Annotated in this window: 19 protein-coding genes; 13 read left to right on the top strand and 6 right to left on the bottom strand. The window is 73.9% G+C overall.

Annotation, left to right across the window (positions count from 1 at the left end):
* Nucleotides 1–101 precede the first annotated feature (101 nt).
* The 7 genes from ACFXA3_RS04010 (at nt 102) to ACFXA3_RS03980 (ending at nt 9,744) form a co-directional block, all read left to right on the top strand.
* Nucleotides 102–962, top strand: a complete 861-nt coding sequence (locus ACFXA3_RS04010; protein ID WP_385181579.1) for a hypothetical protein — start codon at nt 102–104, stop codon at nt 960–962.
* A 217-nt stretch (nt 963–1,179) separates the two neighbouring features.
* Nucleotides 1,180–2,484 (top strand): hypothetical protein, encoded by a 1,305-nt coding sequence (locus ACFXA3_RS04005; protein WP_385181549.1) that lies wholly within the window; start codon nt 1,180–1,182, stop codon nt 2,482–2,484.
* Between the two features lie 35 nt (nt 2,485–2,519).
* Nucleotides 2,520–3,140, top strand: a complete 621-nt coding sequence (locus ACFXA3_RS04000) for a TetR/AcrR family transcriptional regulator (protein ID WP_385181576.1) — start codon at nt 2,520–2,522, stop codon at nt 3,138–3,140.
* A gap of 151 nt (nt 3,141–3,291) precedes the next feature.
* Nucleotides 3,292–5,541 carry a molybdopterin-dependent oxidoreductase gene (locus tag ACFXA3_RS03995; RefSeq protein WP_385181546.1) on the top strand — a complete coding sequence of 750 codons (2,250 nt, stop codon included), beginning with the start codon at nt 3,292–3,294 and terminating at the stop codon, nt 5,539–5,541.
* Nucleotides 5,542–5,614: 73 nt separating this feature from the next.
* Nucleotides 5,615–7,105, top strand: a complete 1,491-nt coding sequence (locus ACFXA3_RS03990; protein WP_385181543.1) for a CitMHS family transporter — start codon at nt 5,615–5,617, stop codon at nt 7,103–7,105.
* Between the two features lie 102 nt (nt 7,106–7,207).
* Complete coding sequence (locus ACFXA3_RS03985; protein ID WP_385181540.1) at nt 7,208–8,620, top strand: aldehyde dehydrogenase family protein; 1,413 nt, start codon at nt 7,208–7,210, stop codon at nt 8,618–8,620.
* Between the two features lie 44 nt (nt 8,621–8,664).
* Nucleotides 8,665–9,744, top strand: coding sequence for a Zn-dependent alcohol dehydrogenase (locus tag ACFXA3_RS03980; protein WP_385181537.1), 1,080 nt, complete (start codon nt 8,665–8,667; stop codon nt 9,742–9,744).
* Here ACFXA3_RS03980 and ACFXA3_RS03975 read toward each other — a convergent pair.
* On the bottom strand, nt 9,741–10,457 hold the full coding sequence (locus ACFXA3_RS03975; RefSeq protein WP_385181534.1) for a TetR/AcrR family transcriptional regulator: 717 nt from the start codon (nt 10,455–10,457) through the stop codon (nt 9,741–9,743). The two genes, ACFXA3_RS03980 and ACFXA3_RS03975, sit on opposite strands and share 4 nt — an antisense overlap.
* A gap of 76 nt (nt 10,458–10,533) precedes the next feature.
* Between ACFXA3_RS03975 and ACFXA3_RS03970 the strand changes: the two genes are divergently transcribed.
* From ACFXA3_RS03970 to ACFXA3_RS03960, 3 genes are all read left to right on the top strand, one after another.
* The gene (locus ACFXA3_RS03970) at nt 10,534–11,685 is read left to right on the top strand and encodes an acyl-CoA dehydrogenase family protein (RefSeq protein ID WP_385181532.1); all 1,152 of its coding nucleotides are present in this window, start codon (nt 10,534–10,536) and stop codon (nt 11,683–11,685) included.
* 96 nt (nt 11,686–11,781) lie between these two features.
* The gene (locus ACFXA3_RS03965) at nt 11,782–12,072 is read left to right on the top strand and encodes a YiaA/YiaB family inner membrane protein (RefSeq protein ID WP_352214464.1); all 291 of its coding nucleotides are present in this window, start codon (nt 11,782–11,784) and stop codon (nt 12,070–12,072) included.
* A 94-nt stretch (nt 12,073–12,166) separates the two neighbouring features.
* Complete coding sequence (locus tag ACFXA3_RS03960; RefSeq protein ID WP_385181529.1) at nt 12,167–12,832, top strand: TetR/AcrR family transcriptional regulator; 666 nt, start codon at nt 12,167–12,169, stop codon at nt 12,830–12,832.
* On the opposite strand, the gene ACFXA3_RS03955 is transcribed toward ACFXA3_RS03960, so the two are convergent.
* On the bottom strand, nt 12,823–13,284 hold the full coding sequence (locus ACFXA3_RS03955; protein WP_385181527.1) for a MaoC family dehydratase: 462 nt from the start codon (nt 13,282–13,284) through the stop codon (nt 12,823–12,825). The two genes, ACFXA3_RS03960 and ACFXA3_RS03955, sit on opposite strands and share 10 nt — an antisense overlap.
* 112 nt (nt 13,285–13,396) lie before the next feature.
* Here ACFXA3_RS03955 and soxR point away from each other — a divergent pair, with 112 nt between their 5' ends.
* Entirely contained in the window at nt 13,397–13,840 is a 444-nt protein-coding gene (soxR, locus tag ACFXA3_RS03950) for a redox-sensitive transcriptional activator SoxR (RefSeq protein ID WP_385181525.1), read from the top strand.
* Here the strand turns inward: soxR and ACFXA3_RS03945 are convergent.
* The 4 genes from ACFXA3_RS03945 to ACFXA3_RS03930 form a co-directional block, all read right to left on the bottom strand.
* Nucleotides 13,821–14,711 carry a 3-keto-5-aminohexanoate cleavage protein gene (locus ACFXA3_RS03945; RefSeq protein ID WP_385181522.1) on the bottom strand — a complete coding sequence of 297 codons (891 nt, stop codon included), beginning with the start codon at nt 14,709–14,711 and terminating at the stop codon, nt 13,821–13,823. The two genes, soxR and ACFXA3_RS03945, sit on opposite strands and share 20 nt — an antisense overlap.
* Entirely contained in the window at nt 14,708–15,334 is a 627-nt protein-coding gene (locus ACFXA3_RS03940) for a hypothetical protein (RefSeq protein ID WP_385181519.1), read from the bottom strand. The genes ACFXA3_RS03945 and ACFXA3_RS03940 overlap by 4 nt, the downstream gene beginning before the upstream one ends.
* A 152-nt stretch (nt 15,335–15,486) precedes the next feature.
* Nucleotides 15,487–16,893, bottom strand: coding sequence for a serine-threonine protein kinase (locus tag ACFXA3_RS03935; RefSeq protein ID WP_385181516.1), 1,407 nt, complete (start codon nt 16,891–16,893; stop codon nt 15,487–15,489).
* 85 nt (nt 16,894–16,978) lie between these two features.
* Nucleotides 16,979–18,292 (bottom strand): exo-beta-N-acetylmuramidase NamZ domain-containing protein, encoded by a 1,314-nt coding sequence (locus tag ACFXA3_RS03930; protein WP_385181513.1) that lies wholly within the window; start codon nt 18,290–18,292, stop codon nt 16,979–16,981.
* 70 nt (nt 18,293–18,362) lie between these two features.
* On the opposite strand from ACFXA3_RS03930, the gene ACFXA3_RS03925 reads away from it, so the two are divergent.
* Nucleotides 18,363–19,142 carry an SDR family oxidoreductase gene (locus ACFXA3_RS03925; RefSeq protein WP_385181510.1) on the top strand — a complete coding sequence of 260 codons (780 nt, stop codon included), beginning with the start codon at nt 18,363–18,365 and terminating at the stop codon, nt 19,140–19,142.
* On the top strand, nt 19,139–19,781 hold a 643-nt coding region (locus ACFXA3_RS03920), incomplete at its 3' end, for an AMP-binding protein (RefSeq protein WP_385181507.1). The genes ACFXA3_RS03925 and ACFXA3_RS03920, both read left to right, overlap by 4 nt.

Here is a 19,781-nt window from a genome sequence, read left to right as displayed (position 1 = left end):
GCCCCCTCAGGTCCGACGACTACGAAACCCACCCCGCGGGGGCTCCGCCCATCGGGGCGCGGCCCGTCGGGGTGCCGCCCGTCGAGGCGCGGCCTGTGGGGGTGCGGCCCGTCGGGGTGCCGCCGCGGCGGGGGGCCCGGGCCGCGACCCTTCTCGCGCTCGTCCTGCTGCTCACCGGCGGCGCGGCGACGGGCTGCGGCGGGCGGGCCACCACCCACCACAAGCCCGGCACCAGCCACGAGCAGGCCACCGGCAGCGTCGGCACCCTGCTCGAAGCCCAGGACCCCACCGGGCACCGGCTCCGCGAGGTCCCGGCCGAGGGCGCGCCGCAGGTCCAGCTCGCCGCCCGCCCCGATTCCGAGGACGGCTGGAACCTCCAGCTGACGGTGAAGAACTTCCGCTTCACCCCCGACAGCACCGGCGGCGCCGCCCTCCCGGGCGCGGGCCACGCGCACCTGGAGCTCGACGGCCGGAAACTGGCCCGGTTGTACGGCCCCTGGTTCCACCTGCCCGCCGCGCAGGTCCCCGAGGGCGTGCACACCCTGACCGTCCGCCTCTACGCGGACGACCACACCGCCTGGGCCGTCACCGGCAAGGCGATCGAGGGCACGCTGCAACTCACCGCCGCCGCCCCGGGCCAGAGCGGCGGCCACAGCCACACCCCGCCCTCGCCGACACCGGTGCCGTCCGAGGCGCCGGCCGACCGCACCGTCACCGTCACCGTCCGGGACGGCAAGGTGACGCCCGCCCCGGGCCGCACGGAACTCCGGCGCGGTGAACGCGTCGCCCTGCGCGTCACCAGCGACCGTGCGGACACCCTTCACGTCCACGGCTACGACAAGGAACTCGCCCTGCCGGCGGGCCAGGAGGCCACCCTGGTCCTGACGGCCGACCGCACGGGTCTCTTCGAGGTAGAGACCCACGGGTCCCATCTCGTCCTGACCCAGCTCCTGGTCCGATGACCCCACCCCAGCCGACCCGGTCCGTGCCGACCCGGTCCGTCCCGACCCCGGCCCAGCCGACCCCGTCCGTGCCGGCGTCGGCCCCGTTCGCGGGCGGGGTGTGCGTGGTCCCGTTCCCCTTCCGGGGTGGGGAGCGGGGGCGTGCGGGGAGTGCGCCGTGATCCCGGTCGGGCCGGGTTTCGTACCCGGCGCGGGCACTGGTGGCGGGGGCCGGGGCGTGGTCCTTCGCCCGGCCGATCCGCCCACCCTGCTCGCACACGGGATCGGGTCCCAGCACGATCTGCCGATCTCTCCCTTCTACGCGTTCGCCGGAGCCTTCGCCGCGCTGTTCGTCTCCTTCCTCGCACTCGGTCTGCTCTGGTCCTCCTCCCGTTTCCGCGGCGACCGGTCAGGCCTCGCCCTGCCCGCCGCCCTGGAGCGGATCGCCGACGCGCCGGCCACCCGCACCGCCCTGCGCGGGCTCGGTCACGCCGCCGCGCTCGCCGTCCTCCTCTCGCTGCTCCTCGGCCCCGACGACCCCGGGCGCAACCCCGCCCCCGGCGCCGTCTACGTACTCCTCTGGGTCGGCCTCGTGCCCGCCTCCCTCCTCCTCGGCCCCGTCTGGCGCCTGCTCAACCCGCTCCGCACCCTCCACCGCCTGGGCCGCCGACTGCCCCGCGCCCGGCGACATGCCCCCGCCCCCCTTCCCGCCCGGCTCGGCCAATGGCCGGCCGCCGCCGCACTGTTCGGCTTCACCTGGCTCGAACTCGCCGCTCCGGATCCCGCATCCACCACCACCCTCCTGACCGCTCTTACCGGCTACGCCGTCGTCCAACTGGCACTCGCCGCCCGCTTCGGAGAGCGCTGGTTCGCCGACGCCGACGCCTTCGAGGCCTACTCCGCCCTCCTGGCCCGGCTCTCTCCCCTCGGCCGCCGCAGCGACGGCCGCCTCGTCCTACGCAACCCCTTCCACGGACTCGACGCGACGCCCGAGCGGCCCGGACTCGTCGCCACCGTCTGCGTCCTGCTCGGCTCCACCGCCTACGACGGCTACTCCGACGACCCGTCGTGGATCAACACCCTCCAGACCTCCCCCCTCGGCCGCACCCCCACGGCCACGCTCGGACTGCTCGCTTCCATCGCCCTCGTCGCCACCCTCTACTGCCTGTGCGCAGCGGCCACTCGCCTCGTCTGCGGCCCGCACCCGGGCCCGCTGACCGCCTTCGCGCACTCACTCGTACCGATCGCACTCGGCTATCTCATCGCCCACTACTTCTCCCTCCTCGTCACCGAAGGACCACGCACAGTAATCATGGCACTCGGCACTGACAACGCCCCGGAACCCTTGTCGCCACTGGGCCCCGGGGCTCTCGCAGCCCTCCAGGTCATCGCCGTCGTCACCGGCCACGTACTCGGCGTGATCGCCGCCCACGACCGCTCCGTACGCCTCTTCCCGCCCGCCAGGGCCGTCGCCGGGCAGCTGCCGATGCTCGCGCTCATGATCGTTTACACGGTCGGCGGGATCGGCCTCCTCCTGAACTGACACTCCTGCTGAACCGAGAGGCCAGGAGCGGCATGATGGACCCCGTGCCCCCCGCCCACCCCATGCGCCGGACGCCGATCCAGCAGCGCAGCGCCGACCGGCTCGCCCGGATCCTCGACGCCTGCGCCGAACTCCTGGACGAGACCGGGTACGAGAACCTCAGCACCCGCGCCGTCGCCCTGCGCGCCGGCGTGCCCATCGGTTCGGTCTACCGGTTCTTCGGCAACAAACGGGCCATGGCCATCGCCCTCGCCCACCGCAACCTCGACCGCTACAGCGAAGGCATCACCGAACGCCTCGCCGCCCTCCCGGCCGGCGGCTGGCGCCCCGTCGTGGACGCCGTCCTGGACGAATACCTCGCGATGAAGCGCACCGTCCCCGGGTTCGCGCTCGTCGACTTCGGGGTGCCCGTACCGCCGGCCGGGGGCCCGGCCGCGGACCCCAACCGGCTGGTCGCCGTGCGGCTCACCGCACTGCTCGGCGCGCACCTGGGCCTGACCCCGGACGCCACCCTGGAGCGGGCGGTCCTGGTCGCCGTCGAAGCCACCGACGCGCTGACGAAGCTGGCCTTCCGCTCCGACCCGGCCGGAGACCCCGCCATCGTGGCCGAAACCCGGGCCATGATGCACGCTTACCTGGCCCGCGTACTGGACTGACCCGCCGCCGGCCCGCCCCCCGCTGGCACCGGCCCGCCCCCGCCGCCACCGGCCCGCCCCCGCTGGCACGCCCCTCCCCACCGTGCCTACCGGTCGGTATGCTCGGCCCGTCGGCGTGTTCACGTCGCAGCCTGCCGTCCCTGGAGGGCCCATGACCCGCACCGCCCTGCGCATCTGCCCCCTCTGCGAAGCCACCTGCGGCCTCACCCTCACCATCGAGGGCACCACCGTCACCGGCGCCCGCGGGGACCGCGACGACGTGTTCAGCCGCGGGTTCATCTGCCCCAAGGGCGCGGCCTTCGGCGCGCTCGACACCGACCCCGACCGGCTGCGCACGCCCCTCGTCCGCCGCGACGGCCGACTGCGCGAAGCCACCTGGGACGAGGCGTACGAGGCCGTCGCCGCCGCGATCCCGGCCCTCGTGCAGGAGCACGGCGCCCAGTCCGTCGGCGTGGTCCTCGGCAACCCGAACGTGCACACCATGGCGGGCGCCCTCTACCCGCCGCTCCTGCTCAAGGCCCTCGGCACCCGCAACCTCTTCACCGCCAGCACCCTCGACCAGATGCCCAAGCACGTCTCCAGCGGACTCCTGTTCGGAGACCCGTTCGCCATCCCGGTCCCCGACCTCGACCGCACCGACTTGCTGCTGCTCCTCGGGGCCAATCCGGTCGAGTCCAACGGCTCGCTGTGCACCGCGCCCGACTTCCCCGGCCGGCTCAAGGCGCTGCGCGCCCGCGGCGGCACCCTGATCGTCGTCGATCCCCGTCGCACCCGCACGGCCAAGCTCGCCGACCGCCACCTGGCGCCCCGCCCCGGCAGCGACGCCCTGCTGCTCGCCGCCCTCGCGCACACCCTCCTCGCCGAGAAGCTCGCCGCACCCGGCGCCCTGGAGGAACTGACCGAAGGGCTCGGGGAACTCGCCGCAGCCCTCGGGAGTTTCACCCCTGAGGCCGTCGCCCCCGCCTGCGACCTCACGGCCGCCGAGATCCGCGACCTCGCCCGCGACCTCGCGGCCGCGCCCACCGCCGCCGTCTACGGACGGATCGGCAGCTGCACCGTCGAGTACGGCACGCTCGCCAGCTGGCTGGTCGACGTGCTGAACATCCTCACCGGCAACCTCGACCGGCCCGGGGGAGTCCTCTTCCCGCTCCCGGCCGCCGGGCCGCGGCCCCGTACCGCCGGTCCCGGGAAGGGCTTCACCCTGGGGCGCTGGACCAGCCGGGTCAGCGGCCACCCCGAGGCCAAGGCCGAACTGCCCATCGCCGCCCTGGCCGAGGAGATCGAGACGCCGGGGGAGGGGCGGATCCGCGCCCTGATCGCCATCGCCGCCAACCCGGTGCTCTCCGCCCCCGACGGGCGGCGCCTCGACGCGGCCCTGGCCGGGCTCGACTTCATGGTCAGCATCGATCCGTACCTCAACGAGACCTCCCGCCACGCCCATGTCGTGCTGCCTCCGCCGCCGCCCTCGCAGAGCGCACACCACGACTTCGCCTTCAACGGGTTCGCCATCCGCAACCAGGCGCGCTACACCCGCGCCGCCGTCCCGCTCGAAGCAGGACGCCTCGACGAGTGCGAGATCCATGCCCGCCTCGTCCTGGCCGTCTCCGGCATGCACGGATCCGCCTCACCGGACGCCGTGGACGACAGGGTCATCCACGGCGCCCTCGCCCAGGAGGCCGCCGACCCGCGCTCGCCGCTGTACGGACAGGACCCGGCGCACCTGGCCGGCCTGCTCACCGGGGAGAGCGGCCCCGAGCGGCGGCTCGACCTGATGCTCCGACTCGGGCCGTACGGGGACCGGTTCGGAGCCGACTCCGCCCCCCGGGCGGGAGCGGAAGAGGGGCTCAGCCTGGAACGGCTGCTCGCGCACCCGCACGGCATCGACCTGGGCCCGCTGCGGCCCCGGCTCCCGGGCGTGCTGAGGACGCGCAGCGGCAGGATCGAGCTGATCCCGGACCCGATCGCGGCCGAGCTCCCCAGGCTGCGCGCGGCGCTCGCCGACCGCCCCGCCGCCCTGGTGCTCGTGGGCCGCCGCCATCTGCGGTCCAACAACAGCTGGTTGCACAACGTCCCGGCCCTCACCGGAGGTTCCAACCGCTGCACCCTCCAGGTGAATCCGCTGGACGCCGGACGGCTCGGCCTCACCGAGGGCGGCCTGGCCCGGATCACCTCCGACGGCGGCAGCCTGGAAGTCCCGGTCGAGGTCACCGACAGCGTCCGGACCGGTGTGGTGAGCCTTCCGCACGGCTGGGGCCACGACCGCGACGGGGCCCGCCTTTCCGTCGCCTCCACCGCGCCCGGCGCCAACGTCAACCAGCTCCTCGACGGCTCCCGGCTCGACCCGCTGTCCGGCACGGCGGTGCTCAACGGTTTCCCCGTCGAGCTGACACCACTGCCCTGAGCTGGGGTTTTGCTCGTATTGCTCACGCCCCGACGTCTTGTTGACGCCACGGGGAGGCCCCTACGTTCCCTGCATGCTGACCTTCCTCGGCTTCGCCATGATCGCCACCTTCCTGGTCCTGATCATGCTGAAGAAAATGTCGCCCATCGCGGCGCTCGTCCTCATTCCCGCGCTGTTCTGCGTGTTCGCAGGCAAGGGCGCCCACCTCGGCGACTACGTCATCGACGGCGTCGGTAAACTCGCGCCGACCGCCGCCATGCTGATGTTCGCCATCGTCTACTTCGGCGTGATGATCGACGTCGGGCTGTTCGACCCGGTCGTGCGCGGCATCCTGAGGTTCTGCAAGGCGGACCCGGTGCGGGTCGTGGTCGGCACCGCCGTCCTCGCCGCGATCGTCTCGCTCGACGGCGACGGATCGACCACCTTCATGATCACCGTGTCGGCCATGTACCCGCTGTACAAGCGGCTCGGCCTCAGCCTGGTGGTGATGACGGGCGTCGCCGCCACCGCGAACGGCGTCATGAACACCCTGCCCTGGGGCGGCCCCACGGCGCGCGCCGCCACCGCCCTCAAGGTGGACGCCTCCGACATCTTCGTCCCGATGATCCCCGCCCTCGCGGTCGGTCTGCTGTTCGTGTTCGGCCTCGCGTACGTCCTCGGCGTCAGGGAACGCCGCCGGATCGGGACGCTGGCCATCCCCGGCACCGGCGAGCAGGCGTCCGAGCAGGTTCCGGAGCCCGCCGAGGAGCGTCTGCTGGTCACCACGACCGGGTCCGCCGACACCGGAACGGCCGAATCCGGAACGGCCGAATCCGGGTCGGCCGTATCCGGGACGGCCGCCACGGAGTCCACCGGGCCCGCCGGGACCGGCACCGCCCTGGGTCCCGCACCGGGCTCCGGCTCCGCCGCCCAGGGCGAGGGCTTCCAGGGGCTCGACCCCGACCGCCCGACGCTGCGTCCGCGCCTCTACTGGTTCAACGCCGGCCTCACCGTCGCCCTCCTCACCGCGATGATCACGGAGCTGCTCCCCATCCCGGTGCTCTTCCTCCTCGGCGCCGCCCTCGCCCTCACCGTCAACTTCCCCCACATGCCCGACCAGAAGGCCCGGATCGCCGCGCACGCCGACAACGTCCTGAACGTCGCCGGCATGGTCTTCGCCGCCGCCGTCTTCACCGGCGTCCTCAGCGGCACCGGCATGGTCAAGCACATGGCCGACTGGCTCGTCGGCGCCATCCCCGAGGGCATGGGCCCGCACATGGCCCTGGTCACCGGCCTGCTCAGCCTGCCGCTCACCTACTTCATGTCCAACGACGGCTTCTACTTCGGCGTGCTGCCGGTGCTCGCCGAGGCCGGCGCCGCCCACGGGGTCTCCCCGCTCGAGATCGCCCGCGCCTCGCTGGTCGGCCAGGCCCTGCACATGTCCAGCCCGCTGGTTCCCGCCGTCTACGTCCTCGTCGGCATGGCCAAGGTCGAGTTCGGCGACCACACCCGCTTCACCGTGAAATGGGCGGCCCTCACCTCCCTCGTCGTCCTCGGGGCGGGGATGCTTTTCGGCATCATCTGATCCCGGGCACCCCTGGCGCACCGAAAACTACCGGCGCTAGTTTGTAGGCTGGTCGAACGAGGTCAGGTCTCTACGCGCTGGTGCGTGCTCGGGAGGAAAGCCATGAAGGCCCACGACGGGATGTACATCGACGGCGCATGGCGGCCCGCCGCCGGGCGCGAGCGGATCGAGGTGGTCAACCCGGCGGACGAGCAGGTCATCGGCGGGGTCCCGGCCGGCAGTGCGGACGACGTCGACGCTGCCGTACGCGCGGCCCGCGCCGCCTTCCCCGGCTGGGCGGCCACGGCTCCGGCCGAGCGGGCCGCGCTGATCGGGGCGCTGCGCGACGTGCTGGTCGCCCGCAAGAGCGAGTTCACCGAGATCATCACCGCCGAGCTCGGCTCGCCGAGGGGCTTCTCGGAGATGGTCCACGTGGGTGCGCCGATCGCGGTGTCCTCCTCGTTCGCCGAGCTGGGGGCCTCGTACGCCTTCGAAGAGCGGATCGGCAACTCCACGGTGCTGCTGGAGCCGGTCGGCGTCGTCGGGGCCATCACGCCCTGGAACTACCCGCTGCACCAGATCGTTGCCAAGGTGGCACCCGCTCTCGCCGCCGGCTGCACCCTCGTCCTCAAGCCGGCCGAGGACACCCCGCTGACCGCACAGCTCTTCGCCGAAGCCGTGCACGAGGCGGGCATCCCGGCGGGTGTGTTCAACCTGGTGACCGGTACCGGCCCGGTCGCCGGTCAGGCGCTGGCCGCGCACGAAGGGGTCGACCTCGTCTCCTTCACCGGCTCCACCGCGGTCGGCAGGCAGATCGGCGCCACGGCCGGCGCCGCCGTCAAGCGCGTCGCCCTCGAACTCGGCGGCAAATCGGCCAATGTCATCCTGCCCGGGGCCGACCTGGCCAAGGCCGTCGCGGCGGGCGTGGGCCACGTCATGAACAACTCCGGCCAGAGCTGCAACGCGCTCACGCGGATGCTCGTCCACCGCGACCAGTACGAGGAGGCCGTCTCCCTCGCGGCCGCCGCCGTCGCCAAGTACCCCTCCGGCGACCCCCTCGACCCGGGCACCCGCCTCGGCCCGGTCGTCAACGCCAAGCAGCGCGACCGCGTGCGCGGATACATCGCCAAGGGCGTCGAGGAGGGTGCTCGTCTCGTGGCCGGCGGCCCCGACGCGCCGCACGAGCGCGGGTACTTCATCGCCCCGACCGTGTTCGCCGACGTCACGCCCGAGATGACCATCGCACAGGAGGAGATCTTCGGCCCCGTGCTGTCGATCCTCCCGTACGAGGACCAGGACGAGGCCCTGCGCATCGCCAACGGCACGGTGTACGGGCTGGGCGGCGCCGTCTGGGCGGCCGACGAGGAGACGGCGGTCGCCTTCGCGCGCCGCATGGACACCGGCCAGGTCGACATCAACGGCGGACGCTTCAACCCGCTCGCGCCCTTCGGCGGCTACAAGCAATCGGGCGTCGGCCGCGAGCTCGGCCCGCACGGCCTGGCCGAGTACCTCCAGACCAAGTCCCTGCAGTTCTAGCCCCGAACCCCGCTGCCCTTCAGCCCCGAGAGACGGAATCGACCATGGTCCGCGCCGCCATCCTGCCCGCAGTCGGAGCCCCGCTGGAGATACGGGACATCGTCCTGCCCGATCCCGGCCCCGGTCAGGTCCGGGTGCGGCTCGCCGCAGCCGGTGTCTGCCACTCCGACCTCTCCCTCGCCGACGGCACCATGACGGTTCCGGTCCCCGCCGTCCTCGGTCACGAGGGTTCGGGGACGGTCCTCGCCGTCGGCGAGGGCGTCACCCACGTCGCCCCCGGCGACGGGGTGGTGCTCAACTGGTCCCCGTCCTGCGGGCAGTGCCACCACTGCTCCATCGGCGAGGTCTGGCTCTGCGCCAAGGCACTCACCGGAGTCGGCGCGGTCCACGCCCACGACGCCGAGGGCACGCCGCTGCACCCGGGGCTGAACGTGGCCGCGTTCGCCGAGGAGACGGTCGTCGCGGCCAACTGCGTACTGCCCGCGCCCGCCGGGATCCCGCTCGCCGAAGCCGCCCTGCTCGGCTGCGCCGTCCTCACCGGCTACGGCGCCGTCCGCAACAGCGCCCGGGTGCGTCCCGGCGAGTCCGTCGCCGTCTTCGGCGTCGGCGGCGTCGGCCTGGCCGCCCTCCAGGCCGCCCGGATCGCCGGGGCCGGCCCGATCGTGGCCGTCGACGTCTCCCCGGCCAAGGAGGAACTGGCCCGGGCGGCCGGAGCCACCGAGTTCGTCCTCGCCTCCGACACCACCGCCAAGCAGATCCGCGCCCTCACCGGCGGGCAGGGCGCCGACGTCGCCGTCGAGTGCGTCGGCCGGGCGGAGTCCATCCGCGGAGCCTGGGACTCCACCCGCCGCGGCGGCCGCACCACGGTCGTCGGCATCGGCGGCAAGGAGCAGCGGGTCTCCTTCCACGCCCTGGAGATCTTCCACTTCGCCCGCACCCTCACCGGCTGCGTGTACGGGAACAGCGACCCCGCGCGCGACCTCCCGGTGATCGCCGACCACGTCCGGGCGGGCCGCCTCGACCTGGCCTCCCTGGTCACCGACCGCATCACCCTCGACGGCATCCCGGCCGCCTTCGACGCCATGCTCACGGGCAAGGGCGGCCGCTCGCTGATCGTGTTCTAGGGCCGTCTTCCGGGTTCGTCCCCCGGAGTCGTCCTCCAGGGTCCGGGCGTCGCCGCGGCGGCGCCCGGCGCCCTTGCCGTCAGGGCCTCGTACTGGAGGGCCAGGCCGTCCAGCAGGGCCGCGAGGCCCGTGTCGAAGGCGCCGTCGTCCACCTCGCGCCGGCGCTCGGCCAGCAGATGGGCCTGGCCCAGGTGCGGGTAGTCCGACGGGTCGTACGCGGCCTCGTCGTCCACGAACCCGCCGGCGAACGAGCCCACCGCCGAGCCCAGGATGAAGTACCGCATCAGCGCCCCGATCCGGGTCGCCTGCGCCGGCGGCCAGCCCGCCGCCGTCATCGCGCCGAACACCGCGTCGGCCAGCCGCAGGCCGGCCGGGCGCCGGCCCGGGCCGCGCGCCAGCACCGGCACGATGTTCGGGTGGTCGGACAGCGCGTCCCGGTACGAGCGTGCCCAGTCGTGCAGGGCGGTCCGCCAGTCCCGGCCCGCCCCCGGCTCGAACATCGACAAGTCGACTCTGGCGCTCACCGCGTCCGCGACCGCGTCCAGGATCTCGTCCTTCGTGCGGAAGTGGTTGTAGAGGGAGGGCCCGCTGACCCCCAGCGCGGCGGCCAGCCGCCGCGTCGACACCGCCTCCAGCCCCTCCGCGTCCACCAGTGCGCCCGCCGCCTCGACGATGCGGTCTCTGCTCAGGAGGGGCTTGCGCGGTCTGGCCATGCGCCACATAGTAGGGCCTGCCCGCCAAAAACTACCGGTGCTAGTTAACCTGGCGCCGGACCCCCGGAGGTGCCCGGTGAACCTGGAGCTGAGCGAGGAGCAGGAGGCCGTACGCCGGCTCGCCCGCGAGTTCACCGAGCGCGAGATCGCCCCGTACGCCGCCGCCTGGGACCGCGCCGAGAGCGTGGACCGGGGCATCGTCAAGAAGCTCGGTGACCTGGGCTTCCTCGGTCTGACCGTCCCCGAGGAGTACGGCGGCTCCGGCGGCGACCACCTCGCCTACGTCCTCGTCACCGAGGAGCTCGGCCGCGGCGACTCCGCGGTGCGCGGGATCGTCTCCGTCTCCCTCGGCCTGGTCGCCAAGACCATCGCCGCCTGGGGGACCGAGGAGCAGAAGCGGGCCTGGCTGCCCCGCCTCTGCTCGGGCGACGCGCTCGGCTGCTTCGGCCTGACCGAGCCCGGCACCGGCTCCGACGCCGCCGGCCTCACCACGCGCGCCGTGCGCGAGGGGGACGCGTACGTCATCAGCGGCAGCAAGATGTTCATCACCAACGGCACCTGGGCCGACGTGGTCCTCCTCTTCGCCCGCACCGGTGGCGAGCCGGGCCACCGGGGCATCTCCGCCTTCCTCGTCCCCGCGGACACCCCCGGACTCACCCGCCGCGAGGTCCACGGAAAGCTCGGCCTGCGCGGCCAGGCCACCGCCGAACTCGCCCTCGACGGCGTCCGCGTCCCCGCCTCGGCGATGCTCGGCCCCGAGGGCAAGGGCTTCTCCGTGGCGATGTCCGCGCTGGCCAAGGGCCGGATGTCGGTCGCCGCGGGCTGCGTCGGCATCGCACAGGCGGCACTGGACGCGGCCGTCTCGTACGCGGCGCAGCGCGAGCAGTTCGGCAAGCCGATAGCCCACCACCAGCTGGTCCAGGAGCTGATCGCCGACATCTCGGTCGACGTGGACGCGGCCCGCCTGCTCACCTGGCGGGTGGCCGACCTCGTCGACCGAGGGCAGCCCTTCGCCACCGAGTCCTCCACCGCCAAGCTCTTCGCGTCCGAGGCCGCCGTGCGGGCGGCGGGCAACGCCCTCCAGGTGCACGGCGGGTACGGCTACATCGACGAGTACCCGGCGGGCAAGCTGCTGCGCGACGCGCGCGTGATGACCCTGTACGAGGGCACCAGCCAGATCCAGAAGCTGCTGATCGGCCGCGCCCGCACCGGCGTCTCCGCCTTCTGAACGCACGCCCGCGCCCGGCGCGCACGCACCCTTCTGAGTACGCACCTGAGTACGTGCGCGCATGTGGTCCCGGTCACGCCGCCCGATGCTGGGTCCATGAACGAGACACCGGTCAAGCAGCGCAACTCGGCGGCGTACTACGGCCAGGCCGTCGCGTCCTTCGGCATCGCGATCTGTGCCGTGGCCCTGGGGATCTACCACCTCCAGGTGGACGGCTGGGTCCGCGCCTTCCTCGGCATCGCCGTCCTCTACCTCACCACCTCGGCCTTCACCCTCGCCAAGGTGATCCGCGACCGCCAGGAGCTCACGCAGATCGTCAGCCGGGTCGACCAGGCCCGCATGGAGAAGATCATGGCCGACTACGACCCCTTCCAGCCGAAGGTCTGAGCGCAAAGCCCGCCATGTCGCCCATCTCGGCTAAGCGCTTGCTCACCCTCCGGTAAGGTGTTCCTTCCACGGGAACGAAGAGGGTGAGCGAGCGATGGACAGCGCGGAGGAGACGACCGGCGGCTACCGGCCGTGGTCGGAGGTCACCCCCGACGCCGCGCGGCGGCTGCTCGTCGCCGCGGTCGAAGCGTTCGCGGAGCGCGGCTACCACGCCACCACCACACGTGACATCGCGGGACGAGCCGGAATGAGTCCGGCCGCGCTCTACATCCACTACAAGACCAAGGAAGAACTGCTCCACCGGATCAGCCGGATCGGCCACGACAAGGCCCTGGAGATCCTGGAGACCGCCGCTTGCGGCCCGGGCACGGCCGCCGAGCGGCTCGACGCCGCCGTACGGTCCTTCGTGCTCTGGCACGCCGCGCACCACACCACCGCGCGCGTGGTCCAGTACGAGCTCGACGCCCTCGCTCCGGAGCACCGCTCCGAGATCGTGGAGCTGCGCCGGCGGAGCGATGCCGCCGTCCGCCGCATCCTCGCCGACGGCGTCACGGCGGGGGAGTTCGACGTGCCCGACGTCCCCGGCACCACCCTCGCCGTCCTGTCCCTGTGCATCGACGTGGCCCGCTGGTTCAACGCGGCCGGGCGCCGCACGCCCGACGAGGTCGGCGCGCTCTACGCCGACCTCGTGCTGCGCATGGTGGGTGCGACCCCGGACGGCCCCGGCACGCCCGCCGGCGCCGGCGCGCTTCAGAAGTAGTAGCGGGACACCGATTCCGCGACGCAGACCGGCTTGTCGCCGCCCTCGCGCTCGACCGTGACCGTCGCCGTCACCTGGACCCCGCCGCCCGCCTCCGTGACCTCGGTGATCAGGGCGGTGGCCCGCAGCCGCGAGCCGACCGGCACCGGCGCCGGGAAACGCACCTTGTCCGTGCCGTAGTTGATGCCCATCTTCATGCCCTCGACCCGCATGACCTGCGGCACCAGGCTCGGCAGCAGCGACAGCGTCAGGTAGCCGTGCGCGATCGTGGAGCCGAAGGGGCCCTCCGCGGCCCGCACCGGGTCGACGTGGATCCACTGGTGGTCACCGGTGGCGTCGGCGAAGAGGTCGATCCGCTTCTGGTCCACCTCCAGCCACCCGCTCGGGCCGAGCGGTTCCCCGATCCCTGCGCGCAGTTCCTCGGCGGACGTGAAGACCCTCGGCTCGGCCATGCCTCTCCCTCTCCTGGGCGAATAAGCGCTTGCTCAGCATGGTGGGGCCGTCTGTATCTGTCAACGACACGTCTGTCAACGAATGTCGGACCGGCCGACTACCCTCGGCGTCGTGCCGCAGATTCCCGAGAAAATCCACGAGCTCACCGTCGGCCAGCTGTCCGCCCGCAGCGGCGCGGCCGTCTCCGCGCTGCACTTCTACGAGACCAAGGGCCTGATCAGCAGCCGCCGCACCGCCGGCAACCAGCGTCGCTACAGCCGTGACGCGCTGCGCCGGGTGGCATTCGTACGCGCCGCCCAACGCGTCGGCATCCCGCTCGCCGCCATCCGCGACGCACTCGCCCAGCTCCCCGAGGAACGCACCCCCAACCGCGAGGACTGGGCCCGGCTTTCGGAGGACTGGCGCGCCGAACTCGACCAGCGGATCACCCAGCTGATGCGCCTGCGCGACCACTTGACCGACTGCATCGGCTGCGGCTGCCTCTCGCTGAAGAACTGCACCCTGTCCAACCCGGACGACGTCTTCGGCGAGCGGCTCACCGGCTCCAGGCTGTAGCCGGGGCCTGTGCGGCAGCCACCTCACGGGCCGCCGCCACCAGCTCCGCGTTCGACCGGACCGGCCGCCCGTCCGGCAGGTGCAGTACGTCGCCCACGCCGGTCCGGATGCCCGCACCGCACCGCGCGGCCAGCCGCAGCACCGGCCAGGCGGCGGCCTCCCGCCCGAACAGCAGCAGCGGCACCGGCGGCAGCCACCGCAGCCCCGCCACCAGCGCCGGATCGGCCGCGGCCAGCTCCACCACGAGCCGCAGGCGCGCCGGGTCCCGCACCGGCCAGGCCAGGAACCGCGTCAGCGCCCCCGCCTGCAGCGCCGCCAGCGACCGAGGCCCCGCCAGGGGCCGGGCCCCCGCCTGCGGCTGCGCGCCCGCCTGCGGCCGAGGCTGCGCCAGGGGCCCGGCACCCGAGCTCGTCGTCGGCCCGGGCCCGGCGCCCGCCGGGCCCAGCGGGACCACCGCGTCCACCGCCACGCCCCGCGCCAGCAGGGCCTCCGCCAGCTCCTCGGCCCCCGGCTCCGCGAAGGGCACCACCGCCCGGTCCGGCAACACCGTCCAGGACCGCACCCGCTCCAGCCGCCCCGCCGGATCCGGCTCGGCCCCGATCCCCGCCGACACCGAAAGCGGTACGGAGACCCCCGCGCCCCGCAACGCCTCCAGCACGGGCCCCACGACCCGGGGCGACAGGCTCTCCCGGCCGCACGGGGTCCGCGGATGGACCAGCACCTCCCCGGCCCCGGCGGCGACCGCCCCCAGGGCCGACTCCACCACGTCCTGCGGTGACAGCGGCACGGCGGTCCCGTCGGCGGCGCTGCGCGCACCGTTCAGCGACACCGACACCGACACCGACGCCCCGAGCGGTCCGCGCGGGCTCATGCCGCCCCCGCCGAAGCCGGGTCCGTCATCGAGGCCGCGCCGGCCAGCGCCGGCCGGGGCACGACGATCCCGCAGCCCGCGCACACCGGCCCGTCCCAGGCCCACGCCCCCTCCCAATGGCCATGCCCCGCGCGGGGCCCCCGTCTCTGCCCCGGCAGCTGCGCGGGCCAGCGCAGCTCCTGCTCGCCGCAGACCGGGCAGCCCGTCCCCGGCTCCGACTCCAGTGCCGTGACCAGCCGCCGCAGCACGTCGCCCAGCGTCCCGTCCGGCCGCACCCCGGGATCGGCGCACCGCACCACCGCGTCCCCGCTGCCGCCCCACGCCCACTCCGGCCGGCGCAGCCCGTGGTGTTTCTCGCGGCGGCGCCGCTCCGCGAACTGGCGCTCGTACGCCAGCCAGACCGCACGGGCGTCCTCCAGCTCCTCCAGCGCCGCGACCAGCCGCTGCGGATCGGCCGCCCGGTCCTCGGGGGCGATGCCGTGCCGGTCGCACAGGTGCCACCACGTCGCCCGGTGCCCGTACGGAGCGAACCGCTCCAGGCAGCGTCGCAGCGAATGGCGCCGCAGGGCACGGTCATTGCGTGCGTCCCGCACCTGGTACGCAAGACTTCGGAATCCCGCCATCACACCTTCACCTCCGAACGCGCCCACGCCCGCACCGGGTGGCGTCGTACAACGTCGAACGACGACGCACCGTGAGATGTGCCCAACATGCCCGGTCAGGTGCGGGCGCATGCGGGGGCGGTCGAGGCGTGCGGGTGGCACATGGCCGGAAGTCAGCGCCCCATGCGCCCCGCGGCAACCACGAGCCGGGCCAGCTCCTCGTGGCAGATGTCGCTGTGCGCCCCCGACGGGGGACCCCCGCGCCGGACCACGGACCCGGCGTCCACACTGACGCAACCGGCCGCCGGGACGCCCGAGCGCAGGGCCGCGTCGAGGGTGAGCCGCGGGGTGCCCGGCAGCGCTTGTACCCCGTCGTGACCGATCGCGCCCCACCGCTCGTCGAAACCGAGGAGACCGGCCGAATCCCCTGCCATCCGGGAGGCCAGCGGATAGAAGACCCCCAGGGCCGCGTCGTACGGGGAGTGGCAGGCGACCACCGGGCCGTCGGCCTTGCGCTGCATGCCGCGCAGGGCGCCGCCGCTTCCCTTGTCGTGGGGGAGCCGGTCCGCGAAGGCGTAGTGGGAGAAGGCTCCCTGGAGCAGGGTCACGGACTTCACGTACCGTGCGCCGTCCGGCACCGCGCGCAGCGCGAAGGACACCACCCGGGCCCCGAAGCTGTGGCCTATCAGATGGACCCTCAGGGCCGGCCGGTGTGCCGCGAGTTCGGCGAGCACCGGCCCGAGGCCGTGCTCGCCGACGGTCCCGGCGCGCTTCTTCATCTGGTAGTACGTGGCCTGCCGCAGCAGTTCCTTGGCGCCGTTCCACAGCGCGTGCAGGCCGCCTCCGAGGGAGAGGGCGGGCTCGGCGGCGCCCCCGGGGAGTGCGCCCGCGTCGGCCAGTGCCCCGGTGAGGACCCGGCACACCTCCAGCACGTCCAGCGTGAAGATCGCGGGCACGTCGGGCACGTCGGGCCCCACGGGTATGTCAGGCCCCATGGGTACGTCAGGCCCCACGGGCAGCGCGGGTACGCCGGTCCCCGCGGGGGCGCCGGGACCCACGAGGGCGGTGCCCGCCGGATCCACCGTGTCCACGCCCACCAGCTCCCGTACCAGCGCCCCGAACTCGGTGAAGGCCGCCGCCGAATCCGGCCGGTCCTCCAGCAGTTCCGCGACCCGGTCCAGCTCCGCCACCCGCCCCGGCCAGAACTCCCCGAGCGCCCGCAGCGTGGCGGGGTCCAGGGCCGTCCCGTGGCCCGGCTCGGCGAGCGCGCCGGGCGGGTCGAAGTCCGGTATCGGCTCGTCCGAGAACCGGATCGAGGGCCAGACGACACCCACGTACCCCAGCCGCACCCCTGCCCCCACCAGCCCCGGGAAGGGTGCGTAGAAGCGGTCGAAGAGCCGGGTCGACGTCGACCGGTCGCTGTTCCAGCCGTGAGCGAAGACCAGCAGGTCGGTGGCCTCCAGTGCGGCCACCGCATCCCGGGTGCTCCGGTCCACGTCCCCGTCGGCGTCGAAGGTCAACTCCGCGTACGGACCGACTCCGATACCGATACCGACACTTCTGCCCGTTCCGTCCGACATGGGGTCCCCCTCCGCGCCGCCTCTCCGGTGCCGTCCAGCATCCTGCTGCGGCACCCGCCCGGCCAGACCCCCGGCACCCGCGGATTCACGGGTAGAGCAGGTACCGCCCCCGCACCGCCGCGAACCGCTCCAGTCCCGCCGCCCAGTCGGCCGCGATCTCCTCGACCCCGGCCCCCGCGTCCACCATCGTGCGCACCCGGTCCGAGCCCGTCAGCTGGTCGATCCAGTGGTCGGTGCGCCACGCGAACCCGCTCCACGTCCGCTTCGCCGTCACCAGCAGACCGATCCCGGCGCGCACCGGATCGAAGGCCGCCCGGTCGTGCACGATCAGCCGGACCCCGCCGCACACCTTCCCGGTGAACTTGGAGAAGGTCGGCGTGAACCAGGCCTCGCGGAACCACACCCCGGGCAGCCCCAGCGCCCCGGCCGCCTCCGCCCACCGCCGGTCCACGCCCTCCGCGCCGACCACCTCGAACGGCGTGGTCGTCCCGCGCCCCTCGGACAGGTTGGTGCCCTCGAACAGGCAGGTCCCGGCGTACGCGAGGGCCGTGTCCGGTGTCGGCACGTTCGGGCTCGGCGGCACCCAGGGCAGTCCGGTCGCCCCGAAGAAGGAGTCCCGCCGCCATCCGGTCATCCGGACCGTGTGCAGTTCGACCGGCTGCGCGGCCAGGAACTCCCCGTTGAACAGCAGGGCCAGCTCGGCCACCGTCATCCCGTGCGCGAGCGCGATCGGCTCGCGGCCCACGCCGCTCGCGTACGCGCGTTCCAGCACGGGGCCGGCGGCCCGTACCCCGCCCACCGGGTTCGGCCGGTCCAGGACGACGACCGCCTTGCCGGCGAGCGCGGCCGCGCGCATGCAGTCGTACAGGGTCCAGATGTAGGTGTAGAAGCGGGCCCCGACGTCCTGGATGTCGAAGACGACCGTGTCGATGCCGGCCGCCGTGAACACGTCCGCGAGTTTCTGCCCGCTCTTGCCGTACGTGTCGTACACCGGCAGCCCGGTCGCCGGATCGCGCCCCGCCGCCTCGGAGTCGCCCGCCTGCGCCGTCCCGCGGAACCCGTGCTCCGGTCCGAACACCGCCACCAGCTTCACCCGGGCGTCCGCGTGCAGGACGTCGACCAGGTGGCGGGCGTCGGCGGTGATCCCGGTGGGGTTGGTGACGACGCCGATCCGCCGGCCGGCGAGCGCCGCGTAGCCGTCGGCGGCGAGCTGCTCGAAGCCGGTGCGCACCCGGTCGGTGGCCGCCGCCACCCCCGGGGCCCGGTCCCGGTCCTGGTCCTGGTCTCGGTCCCGGTCCTTGTCCGGGGCCCGGCCGGGTGCCGCGGCCACCGCCCCGAGGGTCCCCAGGGCCCCCGTCGTTCCCGCCAGCCCCAGCAGCCCCCGTCGCGACAGCGTCATTCGGCCACGCTAGGCGCCGTCCCTCTTCCACCCCGACATACCGACCGGTTAGTCTGCCGGGCATCCGGCCATGAAAGGTGATCCCGTGAGCGCGTACCAGGACCAGCGAGTCGTCGTCACCGGCGCGGGCGGCGGCATCGGCGCCGCCCTCGCCCACCGCTTCGCCGCCGAGGGGGCCACGGTCGTGGTCAACGACCTCGACGCCGCCAAGGCCGCCGCCGTGGCGGCCGGGATCGGCGCCCGGGCGATCCCGGTCCCGGGCGATGCGTCGGCCGTCGTGGCCGAGGCCCGCGAGGCGCTCGGCGGCCGGGTGGACGTCTACTGCGCGAACGCCGGACTCGCCTCGGGAGGGGACGCGTTCGCCGACGAGGCCGTCTGGGAGGCGGCCTGGGACACCAACGTCATGGCGCACGTCCGCGCCGCCCGGCTGCTGCTGCCCGACTGGCTGGAGCGCGGGAGCGGCCGCTTCGTGTCCACCGTCTCGGCCGCAGGGCTGCTCACCATGATCGGGGCGGCGCCGTACAGTGTCACCAAGCACGGTGCGCTCGCCTTCGCGGAGTGGCTCTCGCTGACCTACCGCCACCGCGGTGTGGAGGTGCACGCCATCTGCCCGCAGGGGGTCCGCACCGACATGCTGACGGCCGCGGGCTCGGCGGGCGAACTCGTCCTCGCGCCGACCGCGATCGAGCCGGCAGCGGTTGCGGACGCACTGTTCGACGGCATGGAGAAGGGCCGGTTCTTGATCCTCCCGCACCCCGAGGTCGCGGACTACTACGCCGCGCGCGCCACCGAACCGGACCGCTGGCTCTCCGGCATGAACCACCTCCAGCGGAAGTGGGAGACCACGTGACCCCGCCCTCCGGCTACGCCGCCAAGCCGTGGCGCGCACTCCTCAGCCCGGCCCAGCGGGCCCCCGTCTGCCCGCCGCCCAGCCTGCTGCACGCCTTCCGCGACGCCGTCGCCCGCGCCCCCGGGCGCACCGCGCTGGCCTACTTCGACGGCCGCATCGGCTACGCGCAGACCGACGCCCTCTCCGACTCCGTCGCCGGCCACCTCGCCGCCCGCGGTGTCGGCCGCGGGGACCGGGTCGCCGTCATGCTGCAGAACACCCCGCACTTCGTGCTCGCCGTGCTGGCCGCCTGGAAGGCCGGCGCGGTGGTCGTCCCCCTCAACCCCATGTACAAATCGGGAGAGGTCGGGCACATCCTGCGCGATTCCGGGGCCGTCGCGCTGCTGTGCGAGGGGCGGGCGTGGTCGGCGTACCTGGCCGAAGCCGTCCGTGACACCGCGGTACGGGCCGTCCTGACCGCCTCGGACCACGAGTTCCAGACCCGCAACGACCCCCGCGTCTTCCCCCCGGCGCCCCCCGCCTCCGCCCCCGCCCCGGCGAGCGCGGCCGCGACGGTCCCGCATCCGCGCACCCCGCAGGACGAATCCCGGCAGGCGGAACCCCCGCAGGCCGGATCCCCGCAGTCCGGACCCCCGCCGT

Origin of the sequence: Streptomyces sp. NPDC059456 (assembly GCF_042750055.1) — a bacterium.
Classification (GTDB): domain Bacteria; phylum Actinomycetota; class Actinomycetes; order Streptomycetales; family Streptomycetaceae; genus Streptomyces.
The sequence above is the reverse complement of the archived record's forward strand: the minus strand, read 5'-3'. Positions and strand labels throughout refer to the sequence as shown.

Bases quoted from the DNA above. Each gene is read 5' to 3' on its own strand.
- ACFXA3_RS04000 (WP_385181576.1), top strand. From the start codon at position 2,520: ATGGACCCCGTGCCCCCCGCCCACCCCATGCGCCGGACGCCGATCCAG.
- ACFXA3_RS03995 (WP_385181546.1), top strand. From the start codon at position 3,292: ATGACCCGCACCGCCCTGCGCATCTGCCCCCTCTGCGAAGCCACCTGC.
- ACFXA3_RS03990 (WP_385181543.1), top strand. From the start codon at position 5,615: ATGCTGACCTTCCTCGGCTTCGCCATGATCGCCACCTTCCTGGTCCTG.
- ACFXA3_RS03985 (WP_385181540.1), top strand. From the start codon at position 7,208: ATGAAGGCCCACGACGGGATGTACATCGACGGCGCATGGCGGCCCGCC.
- ACFXA3_RS03980 (WP_385181537.1), top strand. From the start codon at position 8,665: ATGGTCCGCGCCGCCATCCTGCCCGCAGTCGGAGCCCCGCTGGAGATA.
- ACFXA3_RS03975 (WP_385181534.1), bottom strand. From the start codon at position 10,457: ATGGCCAGACCGCGCAAGCCCCTCCTGAGCAGAGACCGCATCGTCGAG.
- ACFXA3_RS03965 (WP_352214464.1), top strand. From the start codon at position 11,782: ATGAACGAGACACCGGTCAAGCAGCGCAACTCGGCGGCGTACTACGGC.
- ACFXA3_RS03960 (WP_385181529.1), top strand. From the start codon at position 12,167: ATGGACAGCGCGGAGGAGACGACCGGCGGCTACCGGCCGTGGTCGGAG.
- ACFXA3_RS03955 (WP_385181527.1), bottom strand. From the start codon at position 13,284: ATGGCCGAGCCGAGGGTCTTCACGTCCGCCGAGGAACTGCGCGCAGGG.
- ACFXA3_RS03945 (WP_385181522.1), bottom strand. From the start codon at position 14,711: ATGAGCCCGCGCGGACCGCTCGGGGCGTCGGTGTCGGTGTCGGTGTCG.
- ACFXA3_RS03940 (WP_385181519.1), bottom strand. From the start codon at position 15,334: ATGGCGGGATTCCGAAGTCTTGCGTACCAGGTGCGGGACGCACGCAAT.
- ACFXA3_RS03935 (WP_385181516.1), bottom strand. From the start codon at position 16,893: ATGTCGGACGGAACGGGCAGAAGTGTCGGTATCGGTATCGGAGTCGGT.
- ACFXA3_RS03930 (WP_385181513.1), bottom strand. From the start codon at position 18,292: ATGACGCTGTCGCGACGGGGGCTGCTGGGGCTGGCGGGAACGACGGGG.
- ACFXA3_RS03925 (WP_385181510.1), top strand. From the start codon at position 18,363: ATGAAAGGTGATCCCGTGAGCGCGTACCAGGACCAGCGAGTCGTCGTC.